The 19,703-nt window shown below is 74.9% G+C and carries 14 protein-coding genes; 8 read left to right on the top strand and 6 right to left on the bottom strand.

Translation table 11 applies throughout. The features are described 5' to 3' along the window. Window positions 1-51 precede the first annotated feature (51 nt). The 4 genes from GPJ59_RS19415 to GPJ59_RS19400 all read left to right on the top strand — a co-directional run bounded on the left by GPJ59_RS19415 (window position 52) and on the right by GPJ59_RS19400 (window position 5,925). Entirely contained in the window at window positions 52-441 is a 390-nt protein-coding gene (locus GPJ59_RS19415; RefSeq protein WP_374200870.1) for a lanthionine synthetase LanC family protein, read from the top strand. A gap of 176 nt (window positions 442-617) precedes the next feature. Beyond that, complete coding sequence (locus tag GPJ59_RS19410; protein ID WP_258024625.1) at window positions 618-818, top strand: hypothetical protein; 201 nt, start codon at window positions 618-620, stop codon at window positions 816-818. A 121-nt stretch (window positions 819-939) separates the two neighbouring features. Next, entirely contained in the window at window positions 940-3,906 is a 2,967-nt protein-coding gene (locus tag GPJ59_RS19405; RefSeq protein ID WP_219668468.1) for a helix-turn-helix transcriptional regulator, read from the top strand. 198 nt (window positions 3,907-4,104) lie between these two features. Further along, a complete protein-coding gene (locus tag GPJ59_RS19400; RefSeq protein ID WP_219668467.1) occupies window positions 4,105-5,925 on the top strand; it encodes an AfsR/SARP family transcriptional regulator in 1,821 nt (606 codons plus the stop codon). Between the two features lie 107 nt (window positions 5,926-6,032). Here the strand turns inward: GPJ59_RS19400 and GPJ59_RS19395 are convergent, their stop codons facing one another. Genes GPJ59_RS19395 through GPJ59_RS19370 form a run of 6 tightly spaced genes read right to left on the bottom strand, consistent with a single transcriptional unit; the run spans window position 6,033 to window position 14,213 of the window. Next, window positions 6,033-8,198: a prolyl oligopeptidase family serine peptidase gene (locus GPJ59_RS19395; protein WP_258024624.1), complete on the bottom strand. Its 2,166-nt coding sequence runs from the start codon at window positions 8,196-8,198 to the stop codon at window positions 6,033-6,035. 11 nt (window positions 8,199-8,209) lie between these two features. Then, the gene (locus tag GPJ59_RS19390) at window positions 8,210-9,814 is read right to left on the bottom strand and encodes an MFS transporter (protein WP_258024623.1); all 1,605 of its coding nucleotides are present in this window, start codon (window positions 9,812-9,814) and stop codon (window positions 8,210-8,212) included. Then, window positions 9,811-10,740 (bottom strand): DUF6895 family protein, encoded by a 930-nt coding sequence (locus GPJ59_RS19385; protein ID WP_219668466.1) that lies wholly within the window; start codon window positions 10,738-10,740, stop codon window positions 9,811-9,813. The genes GPJ59_RS19390 and GPJ59_RS19385 overlap by 4 nt, the downstream gene beginning before the upstream one ends. A gap of 2 nt (window positions 10,741-10,742) precedes the next feature. Beyond that, window positions 10,743-11,969 carry a radical SAM protein gene (locus tag GPJ59_RS19380; RefSeq protein ID WP_219668470.1) on the bottom strand — a complete coding sequence of 409 codons (1,227 nt, stop codon included), beginning with the start codon at window positions 11,967-11,969 and terminating at the stop codon, window positions 10,743-10,745. 38 nt (window positions 11,970-12,007) lie between these two features. Further along, entirely contained in the window at window positions 12,008-12,970 is a 963-nt protein-coding gene (locus GPJ59_RS19375) for a DUF6895 family protein (protein ID WP_219668465.1), read from the bottom strand. After that, entirely contained in the window at window positions 12,942-14,213 is a 1,272-nt protein-coding gene (locus GPJ59_RS19370) for a glycosyltransferase (RefSeq protein ID WP_219668464.1), read from the bottom strand. The genes GPJ59_RS19375 and GPJ59_RS19370 overlap by 29 nt, the downstream gene beginning before the upstream one ends. A 527-nt stretch (window positions 14,214-14,740) precedes the next feature. Between GPJ59_RS19370 and GPJ59_RS19365 the strand changes: the two genes are divergently transcribed. From GPJ59_RS19365 to GPJ59_RS37610, 4 genes are all read left to right on the top strand, one after another. After that, window positions 14,741-15,826: a radical SAM protein gene (locus GPJ59_RS19365; RefSeq protein WP_219668463.1), complete on the top strand. Its 1,086-nt coding sequence runs from the start codon at window positions 14,741-14,743 to the stop codon at window positions 15,824-15,826. Next, a complete protein-coding gene (locus GPJ59_RS19360; protein ID WP_219668462.1) occupies window positions 15,823-16,485 on the top strand; it encodes a hypothetical protein in 663 nt (220 codons plus the stop codon). Before GPJ59_RS19365 ends, GPJ59_RS19360 begins: the two co-directional genes overlap by 4 nt. After that, complete coding sequence (locus GPJ59_RS19355; RefSeq protein ID WP_374200869.1) at window positions 16,482-16,724, top strand: aroma-sacti cluster domain-containing protein; 243 nt, start codon at window positions 16,482-16,484, stop codon at window positions 16,722-16,724. Before GPJ59_RS19360 ends, GPJ59_RS19355 begins: the two co-directional genes overlap by 4 nt. Before the next feature lie 56 nt (window positions 16,725-16,780). After that, window positions 16,781-19,703: adenylate/guanylate cyclase domain-containing protein (locus tag GPJ59_RS37610; protein WP_258024622.1), on the top strand; the 2,923-nt coding region annotated here is incomplete at its 3' end.

Here is a 19,703-nt window from a genome sequence, read left to right as displayed (position 1 = left end):
CGCACAAGGAGGGGGCGTGCGCCGTGGCCCGCCCCGTGGCATGGTTTTTGCGTGTCCTGGTGCCGGGGGCGCGCAGGCATCGCGCTCGCGGTGCTGGACGCGCCGGGCGCCCTGGCCGACCCGCACCTCGCGGCCTGGTCCCGCCGGACCGTCGAAGGGCTGGGCCGGGACAGGCAGGCCGCCGACGACAGCCTGTGCCACGGCGAGGCCGGACTGTGCGAACTCCTGGGCCACAGCGCCGTCCCGGAGGTACGCCCGCACTGGATCCGTCGGGCCGGAGCACTCCTCGCGTCCGTCGAGGAGACCGGTGCCCGCAGCGGTGCCCCGGACGGGGTCGCGCACCCCGGCCTGCTGACCGGGCTGGCGGGGATCGGGCATGGACTCCTCCGGGCGGGGTTCCCGGAGCGCGTGCCGTCCCTGCTCCTCCTGCAGACGGCCTGAGGGCCGATCCGGAGGACGGGCCCCGGTGCCCGCCGCCGGACCGCCCACCCGGCATCGCCTGCGGCCGCCGTCCGGGTGCGCCCAACGGAGCACCCCGACCGCACGACCGGACCTGTCGCACCACGCACCATCACACAGCTCAGCACGACCACCACTCCTGCGGATACGAAGGACGGATGAGGACCATGCAGATCAACGACTCGGTGACGTACGTCGACGGCGGCGTCGGCGCGGAGACCGCGGCCCACGACCACCCGGTGGGCGAGGTGATGCTCGGGGCGGGCGGGCTGCTGGGGCTGCGCAGCCAGCTGCTCAGGACCACGGACTCCGACGCCTGCGCCCTCACGGGCTGGACCACCGGTTCCCACTGGTTCTGAGGGGGAGGACGGACACGTCGCCCGGCGACGTGTCCGGGACGGCACTTGACAGATCGGGCGGAGGCCGGGGGGGTTCCCCGGCCCTTTGCCGTGCCCGAACAAGATCAAGTAGCCTGCGCCCATGCGAGCGACGTCGTCGGTCATCGTGGGGCGGGACGCCGAGATCCGGCTGCTGGACGAGGCCCTGGAGAGCGTCAGGAAGGGTGCCGGACGGGCGGTGTTCCTCGTCGGCGAGGCGGGGATCGGCAAGTCCCGGCTGGCCGGCGAGTCCGCCCTGCGCGCGTACGACCGGGACATGCCGGTGCTGCGCGGCCGCGCCACCTCCACCGGGCTCGTCGTGCCCTTCCGGCCGCTGGTCGAGGCGCTGTCCTCGCGGTTCCGGGCGGCGGGCGCTCCGGACGACCCGGAACTCCAGCCCTACCGGCCCGCCTTGGCCGGCCTCGTGCCCGAGTGGCGGGCCGGGACGGTGGCGCCCGGATACGCGATCTCGCTGGTCGAACTGGCCGAGGCGCTGCTCAGGTTGCTGGCGGTGCTCGGCCGCGAGCGCGGCTGCGTGATCCTGCTGGAGGACCTGCACGACTCCGACACCGAGACGATCGCGGTCGTCGAGTACGTCGTCGACAACGTGGCGGAGCTGCCGGTCCTCCTGGTCGGCACGCTCCGGCCCGACCCCGGCCCGGCGCTGGACCTCGCGCTCGCCGCCGAGCTGCGCAACACCGCCGCGTTGCGGGAGCTGGGGCCGCTCGACGAGGCCGCCGTACGGGACATGGCGGCCGCGTGCCTGGACGTCGGACCGGGTGAGGTGCCCCCGGCCGCGCACCGGCACCTCTCGCAGTGGGCGGGCGGGAACCCGTACCTGGTGGAGGTGCTGCTGGCCGACCTGCTGGACACGGGGCGGCTGAGCAGGGCAGACGGCGGGTGGCAGCTCGCGGAGCACGGCGAGGCGACGGTACCGACGGGCGCGGTCCGCAGCTGGGCGCGCCGGCTGGACCGGCTCGACGAACCGGTGCGCGAACTGCTGCTCGTCGCGGCGACGCTCGGCGGCCGGTTCTCCGTCGGGGCTCTCAGGGCGGTGACCGGACTCGACGACCGGGCGCTGTTCGCCCACCTCCGGTCGGCCTCCGAGGTGGGGATCATCGCCCCGGACGGGGCCGCCCACGACCACTACACCTTCCGGCACGCCCTGACGGCGGACGCGCTCAGGGCCTCGCTGCCGCCCGCCGAGCAGGCCGCGCTGGCCCGGCGCGCGGCCTCGGCCATCGAGGAGTCGACGGCCGAACTTTCCGGTGACCAGCGCCAGTTGTTGGCCACCCTGCGACTGGCGGCGGGCGACAAGGTGGCGGCGTCCCGGCAGTTCGCCCAGGTCGGCCGGCAGATGCTGGACGCCGGGGCGTCCGGCTCGGCCGCCGTGCTGCTGGAGCGGGCCCGGGGACTCGCGGCCGACGAGGAGCGGGACGAGGTCACCGTACAACTGGCCATTGCCCAGGCCGAGTCCGGGCGGCTCGACGAGGCGGCCGCGCTGCTCGACGATCTTCCGCCGGCGCCCGCCGGGTCGCGTGCCGCCGAGGAACGGGCCCAGGCGCACACGCAGGTCGCGTGGGTCGCAACCATGGCGGAGCAGCAGGAGGAGGCGCGCCGCCGGGTCCGGGCGGCCCGCGCCCTTCTCGGGGGCACCCCGCGCCCGGAGCAGGAAGCGGCGCTCGCGGTGGTCGAGGGCCATCTCGCGCTGCTGCCGGAGCAGGACGACCGGGGCGAGGGTCCCGGCCCGGTGGGCCGGGGCGGCGAGGACGGCCGCGAGCGACTGGAAGAGGCGGTACGTTCCGCCCGGTCCGCCGCGCTCACCGCGGAGCAGCGCGGCCGGCCCGTGGTGGCCTGCCAGGCGTGGCAGCTGCTGGCCATGCTGTCCCGCGAGCGCGGGTTCGACGAGGCCGACGCCTGCCTGGAACGGATGCTGGCTGTCGCCGAGCAGCACCGGCTCGCGGTGTACCGGGCCGAGGCACTGGTGCGGCTCGGCACCAACGCGTTCATGCGGACCGGTGAGGCGACCCGGCTGGAGACCGCCCACACGGCGGCCCACGAACTCGGTTCGCTGGCCCTGCTCCAGGCCGTCGACGGGTTCCTCGCCATGCAGAGCGTGCTGGGCGGGCGCTGGGACCGGGCCCGGGAGATCGTCGAGCGGTCGGTGGAGGCCAGCGCCCGGCTCCAGAACCTGTCGACGCACCGCTACCTGCTCCTCGTCGACGCCACGCTCGCCGCCCACCAGGGGCGGGCCCGGGAGCAGGAACGAGCCATGCTCCGGTTCCGCCGGGCGGGCGGCGAGGAGTCCATGCTCGTGCCCCTGCAGCGCGGACTGTGCCAGGCCGTGGGTGCGCTGATGGGGGAGGACCGGGAACGGGCGAAGGCCGAGCTCGCCGCGGCGCTGGCGTGGGAGCAGGAGCACCCGAGCTTCTTCTACCTCAGCGGCCGGTACGGACTCGGCCCCCTGCTGCGGATCCTCGACGGCGAGGACGCCGGCCGGGAGGCGTACCGGGAGGCGCTGGCCTCGCCGGGCGGGCAGCTGGCCTGGAACCGGATGTTCCTCGGCATGGCGGACGCGGTGCTGCGCGGCCGGGACGGCGACGCGGAGGGTGCGCGGCGGGCCGTGGAGCAGGCAGGCCGTGCGGCGACGGTGTTCCCGCAGGCGTGGCACCTCGCCCTGCGGCTGACCGCCGAGGCGGCGCTCGCCGATTCCTGGGGCGAGCCGGTCGCCTGGCTGCGGACCGCCGAGGAGTACTTCCACGAGGCGGGCGTGACGCCGGTGGCCGGGGCCTGCCGGGCCGTCCTGCGGCAGGCGGGGATCAGCGTCCCGCAGCGCCGCGGCGGCCGGGAGCGGATCCCGGCGGGCCTGCGCACCGCGGGCGTCACGCCGCGCGAGTACGAGGTGTTCGTGCTGCTCGCGGAGCGGCCCGGCAACCAGCAGATCGCCCAGAGCCTGTGCATCTCGCCCCGGACGGTGGAGAAGCACATGGCGAGCCTGATGATCAAGACCGGCGCCGCGGACCGCTCGGCACTGTGCGCCCTGTCGGCGGAGTGCGCGGCGACGCCCTAGCCACGGCGTCGTCGGCAGCGGGATGGGGGACCCTCCCGTCAATGTGGGGGCTCGTTCCCCTGTATGGGGGTCCGGTCCCCCATGACACGGTCACGGGCGGCGCGACTCTGCGGGCCCGGCACCGATGTGTGACGGGTACGGGGCCGCCGATCATCGAGGGGACCGACCAACTCCTCGCACCCCATGGAGGTTCGCTCGATGCCGCGTTCGTTCGCGCAGCCCGCAGCGCCATCCGGCACGCTCAGGTTCTCCGTCCTCGGCCCGCTCACGGTCCACCGGGACGACCGGGTGCTGCCCCTCGGCCCGTTGAAGCAGCGGGTCGTGCTGGCGACCCTGCTCGGCTCCGCCAACAGCCCGGTGTCCGTCGACGCGTTGACCGACGCGGTCTGGCAGGAGGACCCCCCGCGCACCGCCCGCAAGAACCTCCAGGTGTACGTGAGCGCCCTGCGCGCGCTGCTCGCGGACGACGACCGGGAGGACCGGCCGCGGCTCACCCACACGGGTGGCGGATATGTGCTGCGCGTCGCGGAGGACGAGCTCGACCTCCTGCGGTTCCGTTCCCTGGTACGGGCCGCCGAGGGGCAGGGACCCCGCCCGGCGGCCCGACTGCTGCGCCAGGCCCTCGACCTGTGGCAGGGGCCGCCGCTGGGCGACGATCTGCGGCAGTCGCCCCGGCTGGCCGAGGAGGCCGAGCGGCTGGAGCTGCGCCATCTGACGGCCTACGAGAGCTGGGCGGAGGCGGAGCTGGAGCTGGGCGGTGCGCCGGCGGTGGTCGAGGGGCTGCGTGACCTGGTGGAGCGGCACCCGCTCCGGGAACGGCTCCGGTCCGCCTGGATGTGCGCGCTGAGCGGGTCCGGCCGACAGGCCGAGGCGCTCGCGGCGTACGACGACTACCGGCAGCTCCTCGCCCGGGAACTGGGCCTGGAGCCGGGTGGCGCCATGGCGGCCCGTTACCGGACGATCCTTGCGGGCGACGACCGGGCGGGGGCGGGCGCGGCCGCCCGGCCGCCGGCTGCGCGGCCGCCGGCCGCTCTGCCGCCCGACCTCGTCGACTTCACCGGACACGGCGAGGAACTGCGCCACCTCACCGACCTCCTGGAGGACGACAGCGCCGGCCACATCGTGCTGCTGTCCGGCCCCGCCGGGGCCGGCAAGACCACCCTCGCGGTGCGGGCCGCCCACCTGCTCGGCGACCGGTTCGCCGACGGGCGGCTCTGCGTATCCCTGCGTGACGCGGACGGTCGTACCCGCTCGCTGTCGACGGTGCTCGCGGAGCTCGGTGAACGGATCGGCCGGGCCGAGCTGTCCGGGCCCGAGGCGTGGCGGGAGTGGCTGGCGGAGCACCGCGTGCTGGTGATCCTGGACGACGTGCCCGACGAACGCGCCGTACGACCACTGCTCCCCTGCGGTGGGCGGGGCAGGGTGCTGCTCACCGCGCGCGGTCAGCTGGGCGGTCTGGCGCCCGTGCACCGGGTCTCCGTCCCGCCGCTCGGCACCGCCGAGTCGGTGCAACTGCTCGCGGGTCTCGTCGGCCAGGGCCGGGTGCGGGCCGACCGGGAGGCCGCACTGCGCATCGTGCGCGCCTGCGGCGGGTCGCCGCTGGCGGTCCGGGTGAGCGGGATGCGGCTCGCGGTGCTCCGCCACGTGCCGCTGCGGGAGTTCGCGGACCGGCTCACCGACCCCGCAGGGGCGCTGGACGAACTGACCTCCGGGGACGTGTCCGTCCGGCGGTGGCTGGCGCACGGATGGGAGGCGCTGCCGGAGGAGTGGGGCCGGGTCGCGGGACGGCTGGCCGCGGGCACCGGGGAGGGTCCCTTCGGCCTGACCGAGGCGGCCGAGGCCCTCGGTTGCGACGAGCGGCACGCCGTACGGGTGGTGGAGTCGCTCATCGACGCCGGAATGGTGACGTCGCCCTGCGGCGAGGTCACCGCGCACGCGGCGCAGTACGAACTGCCGCACCTGATACGGCTGTACGCCCGCGGCTCGGGTCTCGGGACCCCCGTGCCGACCTCGGGCTGAGCGGTGCCGATCGGCTGCCGCCGTCTCGACCGTTCGGCTACGGCACCAGGGACCGCTGTTCCCGGGCCGGCTCCGGCCGCCCCCGCCGGGCGGCCGGAGCCGGCGTGTCACGGGGTCGCCGGACCGGGACGTTCCGGGGCCGGGAGCCCCACCTGTTGCGCCAGGAAGGCGAGGCACTCGGCCTGCAGGGCCACCGCGCGGGACGCGGACCGGTCGCCGTGGCCGACGCCGCGCTCCAGCCGCAGCAGCACCGGACCGGCGCCGGAAGAGGCGTGCTGGAGCGCAGCGCACATCTTGCGGGCGTGCAGCGGATCGGTCCGGGTGTCGCCGTCCGCGGCGACCAGCAGCACCGCCGGGTAGGCGGTCCCGGGCGTGACCCGGTGATAGGGGGAGTAGCCGAACAGCGTCGGCAGCAGGGCGGGGTCCTGCGCGCTGCCGTACTCGGGCGTCCAGCTGGGCCCGAGGCCGGACAGTTCGTAGCGGACCATGTCCAGCAGGGGGGCCGTGCACACCACGGCGGCGTACTTCCCCGGCTGCTGGGTGAGGGCGGCGCCCACCAGCAGCCCGCCGTTCGAGCCGCCCATGATCGCGAGGCGGCCCGGCTCGGTCCAGCCCTCCGCGATCAGACGGTCGCCGGCCGCGGCGAAGTCGTCGAAGGTGTTCTGCTTGTTCCGCCCGCTGCCCGCCAGGTGCCAGGCCTCGCCCTCCTCGCCGCCGCCGCGCAGACCCGCCCAGGCGAACACTCCGCCGGCCCTGACCCAGGCGAGGACCTGGGCGCGGTACCGGGGCGACATCGTCTTGCCGAAGCCGCCGTAGCCGGTGAGCAGCGCGGGGCGCGGCACGTCCGGACGGCCGGCGGGGGAGATCACGAACATGCGCACCGTCGTGCCGTCCCGCGAGGGGAAGGCCACCTGGCGGGTGACCGCGCCGCCGACGCCCGGGGCCTCCGCGGCGTCCGCGGCGTCGCGCTCCCAGCGCGTCGCACGACCCGTCCGGGCGTCGAAGCGGAGCACCCGCGGCGGTGTGACGAAGTCGGTGTACGCGAAGTAGGCCTCGTGGCCGCCGGGCGACCCGGCCGAGAAGTCGCCGACCGCGCCGATGCCGGGCAGCGGGACCGTACCGATCTGCCGGCCCTCGACGAGGTCGTGCACGGTCACCTCGGCCACCGTGTCCCGGGTCCAGGCGGCCAGGCCGAGCGGGTGCTTGAGCTCCGGACCCGACAGCACGACGAGGTGGGTCAGCACCGCGTCGGGTCGTTCGGGGACCACCTCGCGCCAGGCGCCCGGGCCCAGGTGCAGTTCGGCCGGCCGGCACGCGACCACGCGTCCGCGCGCGGCATCGCGATCGGTGCGCAGCCACACCAGGTCCCGCGGACCGGTGCCGGGCACCGCGTACAGCCGGGTGGCGGCGTCCATGCCCTCCTGGACGGGCCGCAGCTCCGGGCGCTCCAGCGGCCCCGCCGACAGGTCGGCCAGGTAGAGATCGGTGCCGCGGCCGGTGCCGAGCGTGGCCGTGACGCCGAGCCAGCGGCCGTCGGCGGTCACGGAGACGCTGTAGAACTGGGTCCTGTCCCGCCCCTCACCGAAGACCACGGCGTCCGTCCCGGGGTCCGTGCCGACCCGGTGCAGGCACACCCGGCGGTGGTAGCGCCCCTCGCCGGGGTGCAGCCGGGGGTCGAGGTTCCTGACGTAGTAGAACGCCTCACCGCCGGGCAGCCAGCCGATCGACGACCTCCGCACCCGGTCCACCGGACCGTCGACGACCTTCCCGGTGGCCACGTCGAGCACCCGGAGCAGCGAGTCCTCCGTGCCGTTCCGGGACACCTGGAAGGCCAGCAGATCGCCCTCCACGGAGGGCTCCCAGGCGTCGAGCACGGTGCGGCCGGACGGGTCGAGGGCGCTGGGGTCCAGCAGCACCCGCTCCGTCGTGTCCGCCGCCCCGGCCTCGGCCACCGTGAGGACGGGGTGCTCCTGACCGGGGTCCTGCCGAAGCCGGAAGACCCTGCCGCCGCGGACCTCGGGCGCCCGGGCGCGGTCCACGGCGTCGAACGCCGCCACCTCCTCCTGCCAGCGCTCCAGGTCCGCCCAGGACGTCCGTTCCGCCTCGTAGAGCGCGTCCTGCTCCGCGCCCCAGCGGAGCGTCGCCGGGGACTCGGCGTCCTCCAGATGGCGGTACGGGTCGGGTACGTGCAGACCGTGCAGTTCCTCGAAGACGTCCTGCCGCTCCGCGTGCGGGTAGCGGCGGAGCGGCAGGGTCATGTGCTGCTCTCTCATCCGTCGGTGGGTCAGAGTTCGCTGGAGTGGTTGACGAGGCAGCAGCCGGCAGGTTCCTCTTCGTCGTGATGGGCGACGACCTCGACGTCCTCCCGCTGGTCCGACTCGAGGTTCGTCTTCTCGGTCTCAGGCATGTCCGTCCTCGTTCGTGTAGGGAGTCCGCCGCGCGGTCCATGCGCGGACGGACGGGTCTTCGGTCGGGAAACGTGGTGCGGCGCGGGCGGGTGGCCACCGGGTGGCACGGCCATGTCCTCGCCGGAACTTCCGGTGGCCTTCTCGGGGCCCTTCCCGGGCACCTCCTCGGCGCCTTCCGCCCCGGGCAGGGCGGCCATCGCGAAGAAGCCGGCCAGGAGGACGATCAGCCCCGAGGCGGCGATGACCGTGTCGACGGGGCCGAACCGGACCCCGCCGAGCGAGCCCCCGGCGTCCCGCAGCACGGATCCGGCGAGCCAGCCGGACAGGGCCGCGGAGAGCATCGACGCCAGCCTCGTCACCGGGTAGAACACGGCCATCACCCGGCCCCGGTAGTCCGCGGGCGCCGCCGCGAGCAGCAGGGGTGACATCGCGGTGTTGAGCATGGTGAGCGGAACGGTGAACACGAACAGCAGGGCGACACCGCCCGGGAAGCCGGTCTGCCGGGAGTAGGCGACCAGCAGCACACCGCTCACCAGCAGGGCGATCCAGGTGGTCCGTCGCGCCCCGAGCCACTGCACGGCCCGGCCCGCGGCCAGCGCTCCCGTGATGCCACCCACACCCATGGCCATGCCGAGGTATCCGTAGAGGTGGGCGTCCGCGTGGAGGTTGTCGGTGGCGAAGAAGACGTTGAGGGTGCCCAGTGCCCCGACGCCGAACTGGCCGATGACGGAGAGCAGGAGCAGCGTCACCAGGAACCTGCTGCCCGCGAAGAACCGCAGTCCGTCCGTGAACTCCCGTCGCAGTCCGGCCCCTTGTCGCCCGGCGCGCTGCCGCGCGCCGCCCGGTCCGGCGGAGCCCGTGCCGGGCCCGGGTACGCCGATGGAGCGGATGGCGACGTAGGACACCGCGTACGACAGGCCGTTGAAGAGCAGGGCCCACTGCAGCCCGGCGGTGAACAGCAGCGGTGCGGCGAGGGGCGGCCCGATGATCCAGGCCGTCTCACCGGTCGCCTGCCCGATGCCGGCGGCCCGGGCGCGGTCGGCATCCCCGGTCACCAGGTCCGCCAGGACCGCGAAGCGCGCCGGGGAGAAGAACTGGCCGGCCGCGTGGAGCAGGAGCACGGTCGCGTAGATGAGGGCGAGCCAGACACCGGTCGGGAGGGCGCCGGCCGGCAGGAAGGTGAGGGCCGTCAGTACGGCCACCAGCCCGCCGCGGAGCACCTCGGAGCGCAGCATCGTGGCGCGCTTGTCCCAGCGGTCGACGAACACGCCGGCGAGCGGACCGAGGACCAGCACGGCGGCGCTCGACGCCAGCACGATGCCGCTGACCGCCAGCGGCGCCCACGACTCGTCCTTGGCCAGCACGGTGGCCACCCACAGCACCAGCGTCGTGCTGAAGACGGCGTCCCCGACGGACGAGACGGCCTGGCCGAACCAGAGCCGGGTGTAGTCGCGGTTGATCAGGGTCAGCCGCGGCCTCATGAGGGCCTCGGCGACGAGACGACCAGCGCCATGAGGGCGGTGACCAGGGTCGTGTGGTATGCCATGCGGAAGAACTCCCCGCCCGGGGCCGCCGGGTCCGCCCGGAGCGCCGCCGACCGCCCGGGGATCGCCCCGTCGGGCCGCTGGGCCCGCACCAGGCATTCCACGGCCGCGGCTCCCGACGGCGTGTCCAGCGGCTCGCTCCCCAGGACGTACTGGGTGAGGACCAGCTCCGCGGCCAGGTCCCACCGGTCGTGTTCGACGCAGTGGACCAGCAACCGGTCGACCAGGTCCCGGGCGTGCGCCAGGGCGCTCCCGTCCAGCCCGGGGGCGGTCCGGCCGAAGTCGCCGAGGTAGAAGGCGGTGTGCGTCACGGCGTACGCCTGCGGATCGGTGAGCGGCGCCCCGCCCTGCGACGCCGGGTCACCCGGCTCGGCGGCGCGGAGCGCGACGAGCGGGCTGTCCGGCAGGAGTTCGGCGTACGGTTCGATGGTGTGGCGGACGCCGGCCTTGTCCGCGTAGTGGCGGATCTCGATGCGCTGGAAGGCAGATTTCCCCTGCGGCGAGAGGAACTCGGCGTCGAGTCCTGCGAGTGTTGCCCGGACCTGGGTGTCGTCGATCGCGTCGGGGGCCAGGGCGGCGTAGGTCAACCCGTACGTGGACCCGTACTTCGGGATGTCGGCGAACAGCCGTGGAAGGTCCGGGCCCTGCCAGAGCTTGCGGACCAGGGCCCCCGCCTCGCCCAGCGCCTCCGGGGGGTCGGGCAGGCGGGCCGCGCAGTGGCAGAGCAGCGCCAGTTCCAGCGCCGCCTTCGCCCTTCCGAGGGGCGCCGACGGGGCGCCCGCCGAGAACGGGTCGAAGTGGTCCAGGTTCCCGCCCAGCCAGCCGAGCGCGCCGGCGGAGAGCCGGTCCAGGGATGCGGACATGACTACAGGCGCCCCGTCTCTTGCAGGTGGTCGAGCAGGGCCGTGTCGACGGAGTCGCGGAACCTCGCGAGCGTCCGCACGTCCTCGTCGTAGCGGTAGAGGTCCTGGCAGGCGATCCAGCGGTCGCGGGTCTCCTCGCCCGGACGGTAGCCGTCGGCGACCGTGCCGACCTCCCAGTCGGGCTTGCCCGCGGTCTCCCAGCAGCTGGCCAGGGTGCCGTCCGCGCTCACCACCGCGCCGTACCGGCCGTCGGTGTGACCGCAGGTGGCGCAGGACTTGTCGGCGCCGGGGCGGCTCACGTTGAAGCCGAGGTCGAGCGCCCGGCGCTGCCACCGGGCGAAGGCGGCCGGGAGCTCGCCCGTGTGCAGCAGACTGTTGTTGTAGCCGACGCCCACGTCGCCGATCCGGGCGAAGTACAGCGTGCACCGGGCGGGGTCGAGCGCGCCGGCCAGCCGGTCGACCAGGGCGTCCACGCCGTGGAAGGTCTCCTGGGAGACGTTCACGCGCAGCGTCCACTGGAGCGGGGCGGCCTCGGAGGCCTTGGCGATATTGCCGACGATCTTGTCGAAGGTGGCGCCGCCGTCCGCCCGGCCGATCCGGATCCGGTCGTGGTCGGCGCGGTCGCCGTCGAAGGTGACCTGGACGGAGGTCAGCCCCAGGTCGGAGAGCCGGCGGGCCAGGGACGGGGTGAGCAGCGTGGCGTTGGAGATCATCCAGGCCGAGGTCGGCGCGATCTCCGCCGCCCGCTCCAGGAGTTCGAGGCAGCCGCGCGGGTTGAGCAGGGGCTCCCCGCCGAAGAGCAGGATCCTCAGCTTGTCCAGGCCGGCGGCGGCCATCTGCCGCTCGGTGAAGCCCAGGATCTCGGTGATGGTCTCCGAGGTGAGGCGGGTCTGGGCGATCCGGGGCGGCCGGCTGCCGCCCGACTGGTCCTGGGCGGTGTTCTGGAAGCAGTACCCGCAGCCCAGGTTGCAGTGGGTGCTGGTGAGGACGGTCAGTGCGTAGGAGCGGATCGTGCCGGGGGTGAACATGCCGCTCTCGTGCAGCCGCCGTTCCGCATCGGCGTGCAGGGCCCCGTCGGCGGTGACGTGCCGGTCGCGGAGCCGGGCCACCCCGCCCGGGCCCAGGAACCACCAGTTCCGCTCGCCCTTCAGGAGGCGGGCGCCGTGGGGCAGGGGTTCGGCGGTCCCGGTGGCCGGCACCGCCGGTCCCGAGCTCGCGGCGGGGCTGATGTTCACGGGCAGGCCGATATTCACCGCTTGGTCGATGCTCACAGGGTCTCCCGCTTGGCCGTTGCCGCAGTCAGGGCAGGCTCGTAGGTCCGGCCGCTGGTGACGACAAGCGTCATCAGGGCCACGACGAGGGTCACTTTGTAGGACTTCCGGAAGTACTCCACGGGCGTGGCGTCCGCCGGGACCCGCCCGGCGGCAGAGCGTCCGGGGATGGCGCCGTCAGGGGCCTGGGCCGCGGCGAGCATCCGCAGGCCGGCCGCGCCGGAGGGGGTACGCGTCGGATCCGCGCCCAGGCAGTACTGGGCGAGCAGCAGCTTCGCCACGACGTCCCAGTCGCCGAGTGCCACGCAATGGTCGGTCAGTCGTTCCACCACGCGCAGCGCCCGCCCCCGTTCCTCCGCGGGAAGCGGGAGATCGCGCAGGCCGAAGTCGCTGAGGTAGAAGAGGGTGTGCGCGACCTGGCAGCCGTCCAGATCGGCCACGGGCAGCGTGGCGGCGCGCGGGAGCGGACTCGCCTCGTACAGCTCCTCGTACGAGGCGAACTCGTGCTCGACGCCCGCGAGATCGGCGTAGAACCTGGCTTCCAGATGCAGGAACGGCGGCTTCCGGCCCGGCGTCAGGTGGTTGTCGGCCGCCAGCCCGGCCAGCAGGGCGCGGGGCGTGCCGGTGGCGGACCCGGCCGGTGCCAGCGCCGCGTAGATGAGCTGGAACTGTCGTGCGCGCCGGCCGTCGAGGGTGAGGAGCGAGGTGAAGTCGGGGCGCCGCCAGACCTGTTCGACCACCCGGGTCACCTCGGCCAGGGCCGGGTCCGCGGGGGCGCACTTCTCCCAGTAGCGGCGGAGCATCGCGAGCTGCAGGAGCGCCTTCGCGCGCGGGACCACCGGCAGTTCGGCGTGCGCGGCCGGGGAGTCGAGGTAGGCCGCGTGCCGCTCTGTCCACCGCCGCGCGCCCGCCGACAGGCTGGTCACGGCCTCATCGAGGCCTGCTGATCGCGTACTCATCGTTCTCCTTTGCGGAAACGGGCGCCTCGGCCGAGGGGGCGGTGGACGCCTCGGACGGAAAGGCGGGGGTGGCCCCGGCCGAGGGAGCGGCGGACGCCCCGGCCACCCGCTCGACGACGTCGGCCGCGCGTGCCGCGCTGTCGATCGCGGCCAGCCGGCTGCCGAGTACGTGGGCGCGGGCCCGCAGACCGTCGTCCCGCCACGCGGACTCCAGCAGCGCCGAAGCCGCCACGGACGGGTCGTTCGGGAAGTGCACGGCCACTCCGGCCCGCAGGCAGGCGCCGGTGAGCAGCGGCTGCTCGGAGCCGTTGGGGGACAGCGCGAGGGGCCGGCCGCGAAGGAGCGCGGCCAGCACGGGCGCGGAGGTGCCGCTGCTCAGTACGAGGTCGGCGCGGTCGACGAGCGGTCCCATCCAGCGCTTGCGGACCAGCAGGATGTCGGCATCCGGGGCGGGCTGCGGGTCGGTCGAGCGGCCCTGTTCGACCACGGCCTGGAACCGGCCGCCGGTGAAGGCCTCGTTGAGCCGCGGCCACAGGGTCCTGCCCTCGAAGAAGCGGCCGAGATGGACGTAGACGACGGGCTTGTCGGAGCGCGACAGGTGATCCCCGATCGCCTCGGCCTCCGCCGGGTCGGGCGTCGGTTCCCAGGACAGCGGTCCCACGTGCCGGACCCGCTCGGGCAGTTGCGCACCCGGATACTCCAGCTCCGGATCCCCGCGCAGCAGCAGCGCGTCGCCCAGCAGCGGTTCGTCCCCCCACCGGGAGGCACGCCCCGCCAGACCGGCCTCCGCCCGGAGGTCGGTGTAGATCCCGAGGCAGCCCTCGGTCCGGCTCTGCCGGGTCCGGCCCAGGTGCGGCTCGTCGTCGCCGCCGGCCCGGTAGTCCCACAGGTGCGCCGCGAGCCCGACCACCACGACCGGGATGTCCAGTGTCTCGGCGGCGAGCAGGGCGCCGTTGCAGAGTACGGAGGTGACCAGCAGGTCGGCCCCGGTCTCCCGGGCCGCGCGTACGGTCGCCCGGTACTGCGCCGCGCCGTGCGGCCCCCACCACGTGGCGGAGAACGCCCGGTGGCCGCCGAAGTCCTCGGCCGCCGCGAACGGCAGTCCGGCATCGGCGGCGACGGGCGCTGCGGTGGACCGGCCCAGCACACTGACGTGATGGCCCCGGCGCCGGAGTTCCCGGCCGGCCGCGATCGCCGGGTAGAGGTAGCCGCCGTCACTGAGCGGACAGAGAAGGATGTTCATGGTGTGCCGCTCCCTACGGTGTGGCGGATGCCAGGTGGCCGCGGGCCCCCGGCTCCGGGCAGAAGCTGCCGAGAGCCGGGTGGCCCGCGCGGTCCTCAGACGAGATGAGGAGTCGTCACATCTCGTGGGAGTGGTTGATGATGCAGGAGCCGGCCTCGGCCTCTTCGTCCTCGCGGTGGGCGACGACCTCGATGTCCTCGTTCTCGACCTCGGGGGTGATGTTCTCGCTCATGTTCTTCTCCTTTGTCTCGTCGGCGTCGTTCCGCCGGCTGAGAAGAAAATTACGGACCCCGGGTACGGGAACGCCTGGCCACCGGTTCGACGCCGGTATATGCCGAGCACACGTACGGGGTACGGCCCGCAAACCTCGCCGCACACCCCGCCCCGCCCCGCCGTCCGACCGCGCTGACCTGCGGATGAACCGATCACCAGGCGTTCGTGAACCGGAAGCCAGCCGCGCGCGGGCACGATCCGGGCCATGCCCGCGCGCGACCCGAGCGCGCGGTACGAGCTACGGAGGACGAGACGTGGAGCTCGCGGAGCTCATCGGCCTGCGGCCGGTGCCCTGCGGCGGCCTGCTGGTGGCGCTCACCCGCCGCTGCCCCATGAGCTGCGCACACTGCTCCACCAACTCCTCCATGGCGGCCGCCGAGCAACCCGATCCGGAACACCTGCTGCGCTTCATCGGTTCGTTCGGCGGGCAGGACCGCCCCGAGGTGGTCATGCTGACCGGCGGCGAACCGCTGCTGCTGCCGGAACTGGCCGCCCGCCTGGCCGGTCTCGCCCGCGCCGCGGGCTCCCGCACGGCACTGCTCAGCGGAATGTTCTTCGCCCGCGACGGACGCATCCCGGACCGGATCATGCGGGCGATCACGGCCCTCGACCACTTCTCGGCGAGCCTGGACGTCCACCACGAGCGCGAGGTCCCCCGCGCGCAGGTGCTGCGCGCCCTGCGGGCCGTGCTCGACGCCGGGATCCCGGTCAGCGTCCACCTCACCGGCACCGGGCCCGAAGACCCGTACCTGGCGGACGCCGTCGCGGACATCCGCCGCGTCTTCGCCGGCCGGGTGCCCCTGCTCGTCAACGAGGTCCGGCCGCTCGGCCGCGCCGCGGGCCTCGTCCGGGCGACACCGCCCGGACCGGACGGCTCCCGGGCGACGCCCTGCACCCTCGCGGCCTGGCCGGTGGTCGCCTACGACGGGACCGTGGCCGCCTGCTGCAACCAGTGGACGGTCGACCGCCGCCCCGTTCCCCCGCACCTGCGGCTCGGACACATCGCCGACGACGACTGGCCGGCCGTCCGCGAACGCTCCCTCGGCTCCCCGGTGCTGCGGATGCTGCGCGCCGTCGGCCCCCAGCGGCTGCACGCCCGCTACGGGACCTCGCCCGCCCCGGCCGGCTACTGCCGCAGCTGCCACGTACTCGCCGACCGCCCCGACGTCCTCGCGGGCGCGGCCCGCGACGCCGGCGGCCGGGTCGGCGAGATCCTCGACCGGCTCAGCACGGAGCAGCAGCTCGCCGCCGGCCCCGCCGCCCTGGTGAGCCGCATGGGCTGCGCCCGCTACGCGCACCTGGTCGAGTCGCTTCCCGCAGCGGAGGAGAGCCGCCGATGACCGCCACCGCATCCCTCGCGCTCAGGACCAAGCTCATGCCCACCACCACCGTCCTGAGGGCCGCGACCGCCGCCCTGTGGCGGCCGGACGGACTGCGGCAGCGGTACCTGCGCTACCTGGCCGCCATGCATCCGCTCGTACGGGCCTCGGTGCCGCTGCTGGAGCGGGCCGCCGAGCGGTGCGCCGAGCTGGACGACCCGGCCGCGCGGCACCTCGCGGCGTACTACACCCGCCACGCCGAGGAAGAACGCGACCACGACACCTGGCTGCTCATGGACCTCGCCGCCGCCGGCGCCGGGCCGGCCGCCGTGCCGCACCCCGTCGTCGTCGAACTCGCCGGGGCGCAGTACTACCGGATCGAGCACGAGCACCCCGTCACGCTGCTCGGATACATCGCGGTCCTGGAGGGCAACGCCCCCGGACCCCGGCTCGCCGACCGCCTCGCCGAGGCCACCGGGCTCCCCGACGGCGCGTTCCGCACCCTCAGGGAACACGCCGAGCTCGACGGCGGCCACCTCGACGACCTTCACCGGGTGCTCGACGAACTCGCACCGCCCCCGGACCGGCAGACCGCCGTCTCCGTCAGCGCGCTGCACACGGCGAACCTGCTCACCCGGCTCTTCCTCTCCCTCGCCGCCGACCCCGGAGGACACCCGTGACCGAGCACACCACGCCGTACGACGACACCTCGTCCGGCGACACCCCGTCCGAGCCCACCCTGGAGGCGCTGACCGCCGCGGGGTTCGACCTCGACGCCCTCAGCGAGGAGCAGTACGAGGTCCTGCGCGCACTGGCCCCGGAGGAACTGGCCCTGCTCGTCGACATCAGGGGGCGGCTCGACGCCGCGGCTCCCGAGGTGCAGGCCCATGCCGACGTGGCGGGCGGCGCCCTCTTCTGACCCCGGCCGGCCGCCCGCCCCGCCGCCCCGCCGTCCCCTGTCCACCGGAGGAATCCATGCCGTGCACCTCGTGCCGGAGCGCACTGCCGCCCGGCGCCCGGTTCTGCCCCTTCTGCGGCAGCCCGTGCGCCCCCGGCCCGGTCACGGCCAAGCCGACCGGCCGCAAGGTGGTGACCGTCCTCTTCTGCGACCTGGTGGGCTCCACAGCGCTCTCCGGAGCACTGGACGCGGAGACCCTGCGCTCGGTGACGCTCCGCTGGTTCGACCTGATGAGGCTGCGGATCGAGGAGCAGGGCGGCACCGTGGAGAAGTTCATCGGGGACGCCGTGATGGCCGTCTTCGGCGTGCCCACCGTGCGGGAGGACGACGCCCGCCGGGCGGTCGCCGCCGCCGTGGCCATGCAGGAGGCGCTCGCCGGGCTCAACGTCCGGCTGGAGCAGGGCGTCGGCGTGCGGCTGGAGATGCGCATCGGTCTCAACACCGGTACGGCGGTGACGGGTTCGGCAACCCTGCGGCAGGCGATGGTCTCCGGCGAGGTGGTCAACGTCGCCGCGCGCCTGGAGCAGAACGCCGCCGCCGGGGAGATCCTCATGGGACCGGACACCCTGGCGGCCGCCGGGCCGGGCGTCCGGACGACGGAGACCGGCCCGCTGCTGCTCAAGGGCAAGAGCGACAAGGTGGCTGCGCACCGCCTACTCGGCCTGGACGAGGAGGAGGGCCCGGAGGCGCTGCGCCGCTTCGACCTCGCCTTCATCGGCCGGACCCGCGAACTCGCCCTGATGGACGAGGCGTTGGAGCGGGTGGCCCGGACCCGCAGGGCCGCTCGCCTGGTGGTCGGCGGGGAGGCGGGCCAGGGCAAGACCAGACTCGTACGGGAGTGGCTCCACAGGGCCACGGCCACCGCCACCGCCACCGCCACGGCCGGCGGCCCACGGCACGGCGTCGGGCGCTGTCGGGCCCGTGGCGAACAGCCCAGCCTCGGACCGCTCGCCGACGCCGTGGCCGACCTGCTGAGGGCGGCCGGCGGCACGGCCGTACCCTCGCCCGAACTGGACCTGCTCCACCAGGGCCTGCTCCTGGACGGGACGCCCAATCCGTCGTCGGCGGACACCTGCGCCGCACTCGCCAAGGTCCTCGCAGGCCTCTCCGCAGCGGAGCCCGTGGTGCTGGTGATCGACGACTGTCACTGGGCCGCGCAGCCGCTCTTCGACAGCCTCGACCGGCTGCTGCGTGCCCTCACCGACGCCGCCGTCCTGATCGTTCTGCTCACCCGCCCCCCACTGTTCGACGTACGACCCGAGCTCGCCCTGGACGCCGTACCGCTCGGCGGGCTCTCCGACGCCGAGGCACAGCTCCTCGCGGCCGAGCTGACCGGGGGCACGGCGCACGACGAGCCGCTCGGCCCTGGGGTCCTGGCACGGGTGGGCGGAAACCCGCTGCACCTGGAGCAGTTGCTGGTCGCGGGTGACCCCGTCGGTGCGGACAGCGTCCCGCTCCCGCTCCAGGCCCTGATCGGCGCCCGGATCGACGCGCTCGACCCGCCCGAGCACCGGGCCCTGGGCCTGGCCTCCGTCCTGGGCGGCGACTTCACCGCCGACGAACTGACGGCGCTCGCCGGAGATCCCGCGCCGGAGTGGACCGGGTGCGAGCTTCGACCCCTGCTGCACCGGCTGGTCCGGCACCGCCTGATCAGGCCGGAGGGCGGGGCGTTCCGCTTCGCCGGAGGGCTGATCCAGGAGGTCGTCTACGCCGGCCAGTCCAAGCAGGACCGGGCCGACCGGCACGAACGGGCGGCCCGACTGGACTCGGTCCGTCAGCGGGGCAGCGCGGCGGTCGGGGGCCATCTGGAACAGGCGTACCGCTACCGGGTCGAGCTGGGCGCCCAGGACGCGCACACCGACGGGCTGCGCCGGGGCGCCGCCGACGCACTCGCCGAGGCCGGGCGGCTGGCGCTGGCCCACGCCGACCCCGTGTGGGCGGCCGACGTGCTGTCCAGGGCCACGGCCCGGTACGCGGCGGGCGAGCCGGGAAGTACGGCGACCCGCCGCCGGCTCGGCCAGACGCTGCTGGACCTGGGGCGCGGCACGGAAGGCAGAGCGCTGCTCGAAGAGGTGCTGGCCGAGGCCCGGGCCGGCGGCGGCGACGCGGTGGAGACCGCGCACGCCCGCCTCGCCCTGGCCTCGGCCGGCCGGTCCGCGGGACCGAACGAGTCACCAGGACCGGACGAGTCACCGGGACCGGACGAGTCACCGGGCGAGGCCGCCGACGCCACTTTGCCGGTCTTCGCGGCGGCCGGCGACGACCTCGGCCAGGCCTGGGCCTGCCTGCGGCTCGCCCAGCGCGCCCAGGAACAAGGCCGGCACCGGGCGGCGGAGCGTCTGCTCGCCCGTGCGCTGGACCACGCGGTACGCGCCGACGCCGAGCCGGAGCGGGCCGCGGCCCTCGGCGCGACGGGGGTCTCGCTCTGGCGCGGCCCCCAACCGGTCGCGGACGCGGTGGCCCGCTGCCGTGAGCTCCTCGCCGACCAGGGGGCCGGCCGCCGGGCCGTCCGGCTGACGCTCAACTGCCCACTGGCGGTGCTGCTGGCCCTCGACGACGACCGGGACGGGGCCCTGGCCTGCCTCGCGGAGGCGGAGCACCTCGCGAAGCGGCTCGGCTACGCCGAGGCCGACGCCTTCCTGCCGATCTTCACCGCGGCCGTCGCCGACCTGACCGGCCGCCCGGAGGAGGCACTCCTGAGCCTGGAGCGGGCCGCCGCCGTCGCGCGGGACCTGGGCGCCACGGCGCTGCTGCGTACCGCCCTGCTGGACACCGCCCGCATCCGGCTGGACCTCGGCGACTGGCGTACCGCCCGCGGCACCCTCGCCGAACTGGAGGCGCACCGGGCACAGCCGGCCCGACCGCGCGCCGAGTCGGCGGACCTCGACGGCCTGCGCGCCCGGATCGCCGCCGCGCGCGGGCAGGCTGCGACCGCCACCC

Source organism: Streptomyces bambusae (genome assembly GCF_019400985.1).
GTDB classification, from domain to species: Bacteria; Actinomycetota; Actinomycetes; order Streptomycetales; family Streptomycetaceae; genus Streptomyces; species Streptomyces bambusae_A.
This window is presented reverse-complemented; position numbering and strand designations above follow the sequence as displayed.

Excerpts from the sequence above, each read along its gene's own strand:
- GPJ59_RS19400 (WP_219668467.1), top strand. The coding sequence starts at position 4,105 with ATGCCGCGTTCGTTCGCGCAGCCCGCAGCGCCATCCGGCACGCTCAGG.
- GPJ59_RS19390 (WP_258024623.1), bottom strand. The coding sequence starts at position 9,814 with ATGAGGCCGCGGCTGACCCTGATCAACCGCGACTACACCCGGCTCTGG.
- GPJ59_RS19405 (WP_219668468.1), top strand. The coding sequence starts at position 940 with ATGCGAGCGACGTCGTCGGTCATCGTGGGGCGGGACGCCGAGATCCGG.
- GPJ59_RS19370 (WP_219668464.1), bottom strand. The coding sequence starts at position 14,213 with ATGAACATCCTTCTCTGTCCGCTCAGTGACGGCGGCTACCTCTACCCG.
- GPJ59_RS19360 (WP_219668462.1), top strand. The coding sequence starts at position 15,823 with ATGACCGCCACCGCATCCCTCGCGCTCAGGACCAAGCTCATGCCCACC.
- GPJ59_RS19385 (WP_219668466.1), bottom strand. The coding sequence starts at position 10,740 with ATGTCCGCATCCCTGGACCGGCTCTCCGCCGGCGCGCTCGGCTGGCTG.
- GPJ59_RS19375 (WP_219668465.1), bottom strand. The coding sequence starts at position 12,970 with ATGAGTACGCGATCAGCAGGCCTCGATGAGGCCGTGACCAGCCTGTCG.
- GPJ59_RS19395 (WP_258024624.1), bottom strand. The coding sequence starts at position 8,198 with ATGAGAGAGCAGCACATGACCCTGCCGCTCCGCCGCTACCCGCACGCG.
- GPJ59_RS19410 (WP_258024625.1), top strand. The coding sequence starts at position 618 with ATGAGGACCATGCAGATCAACGACTCGGTGACGTACGTCGACGGCGGC.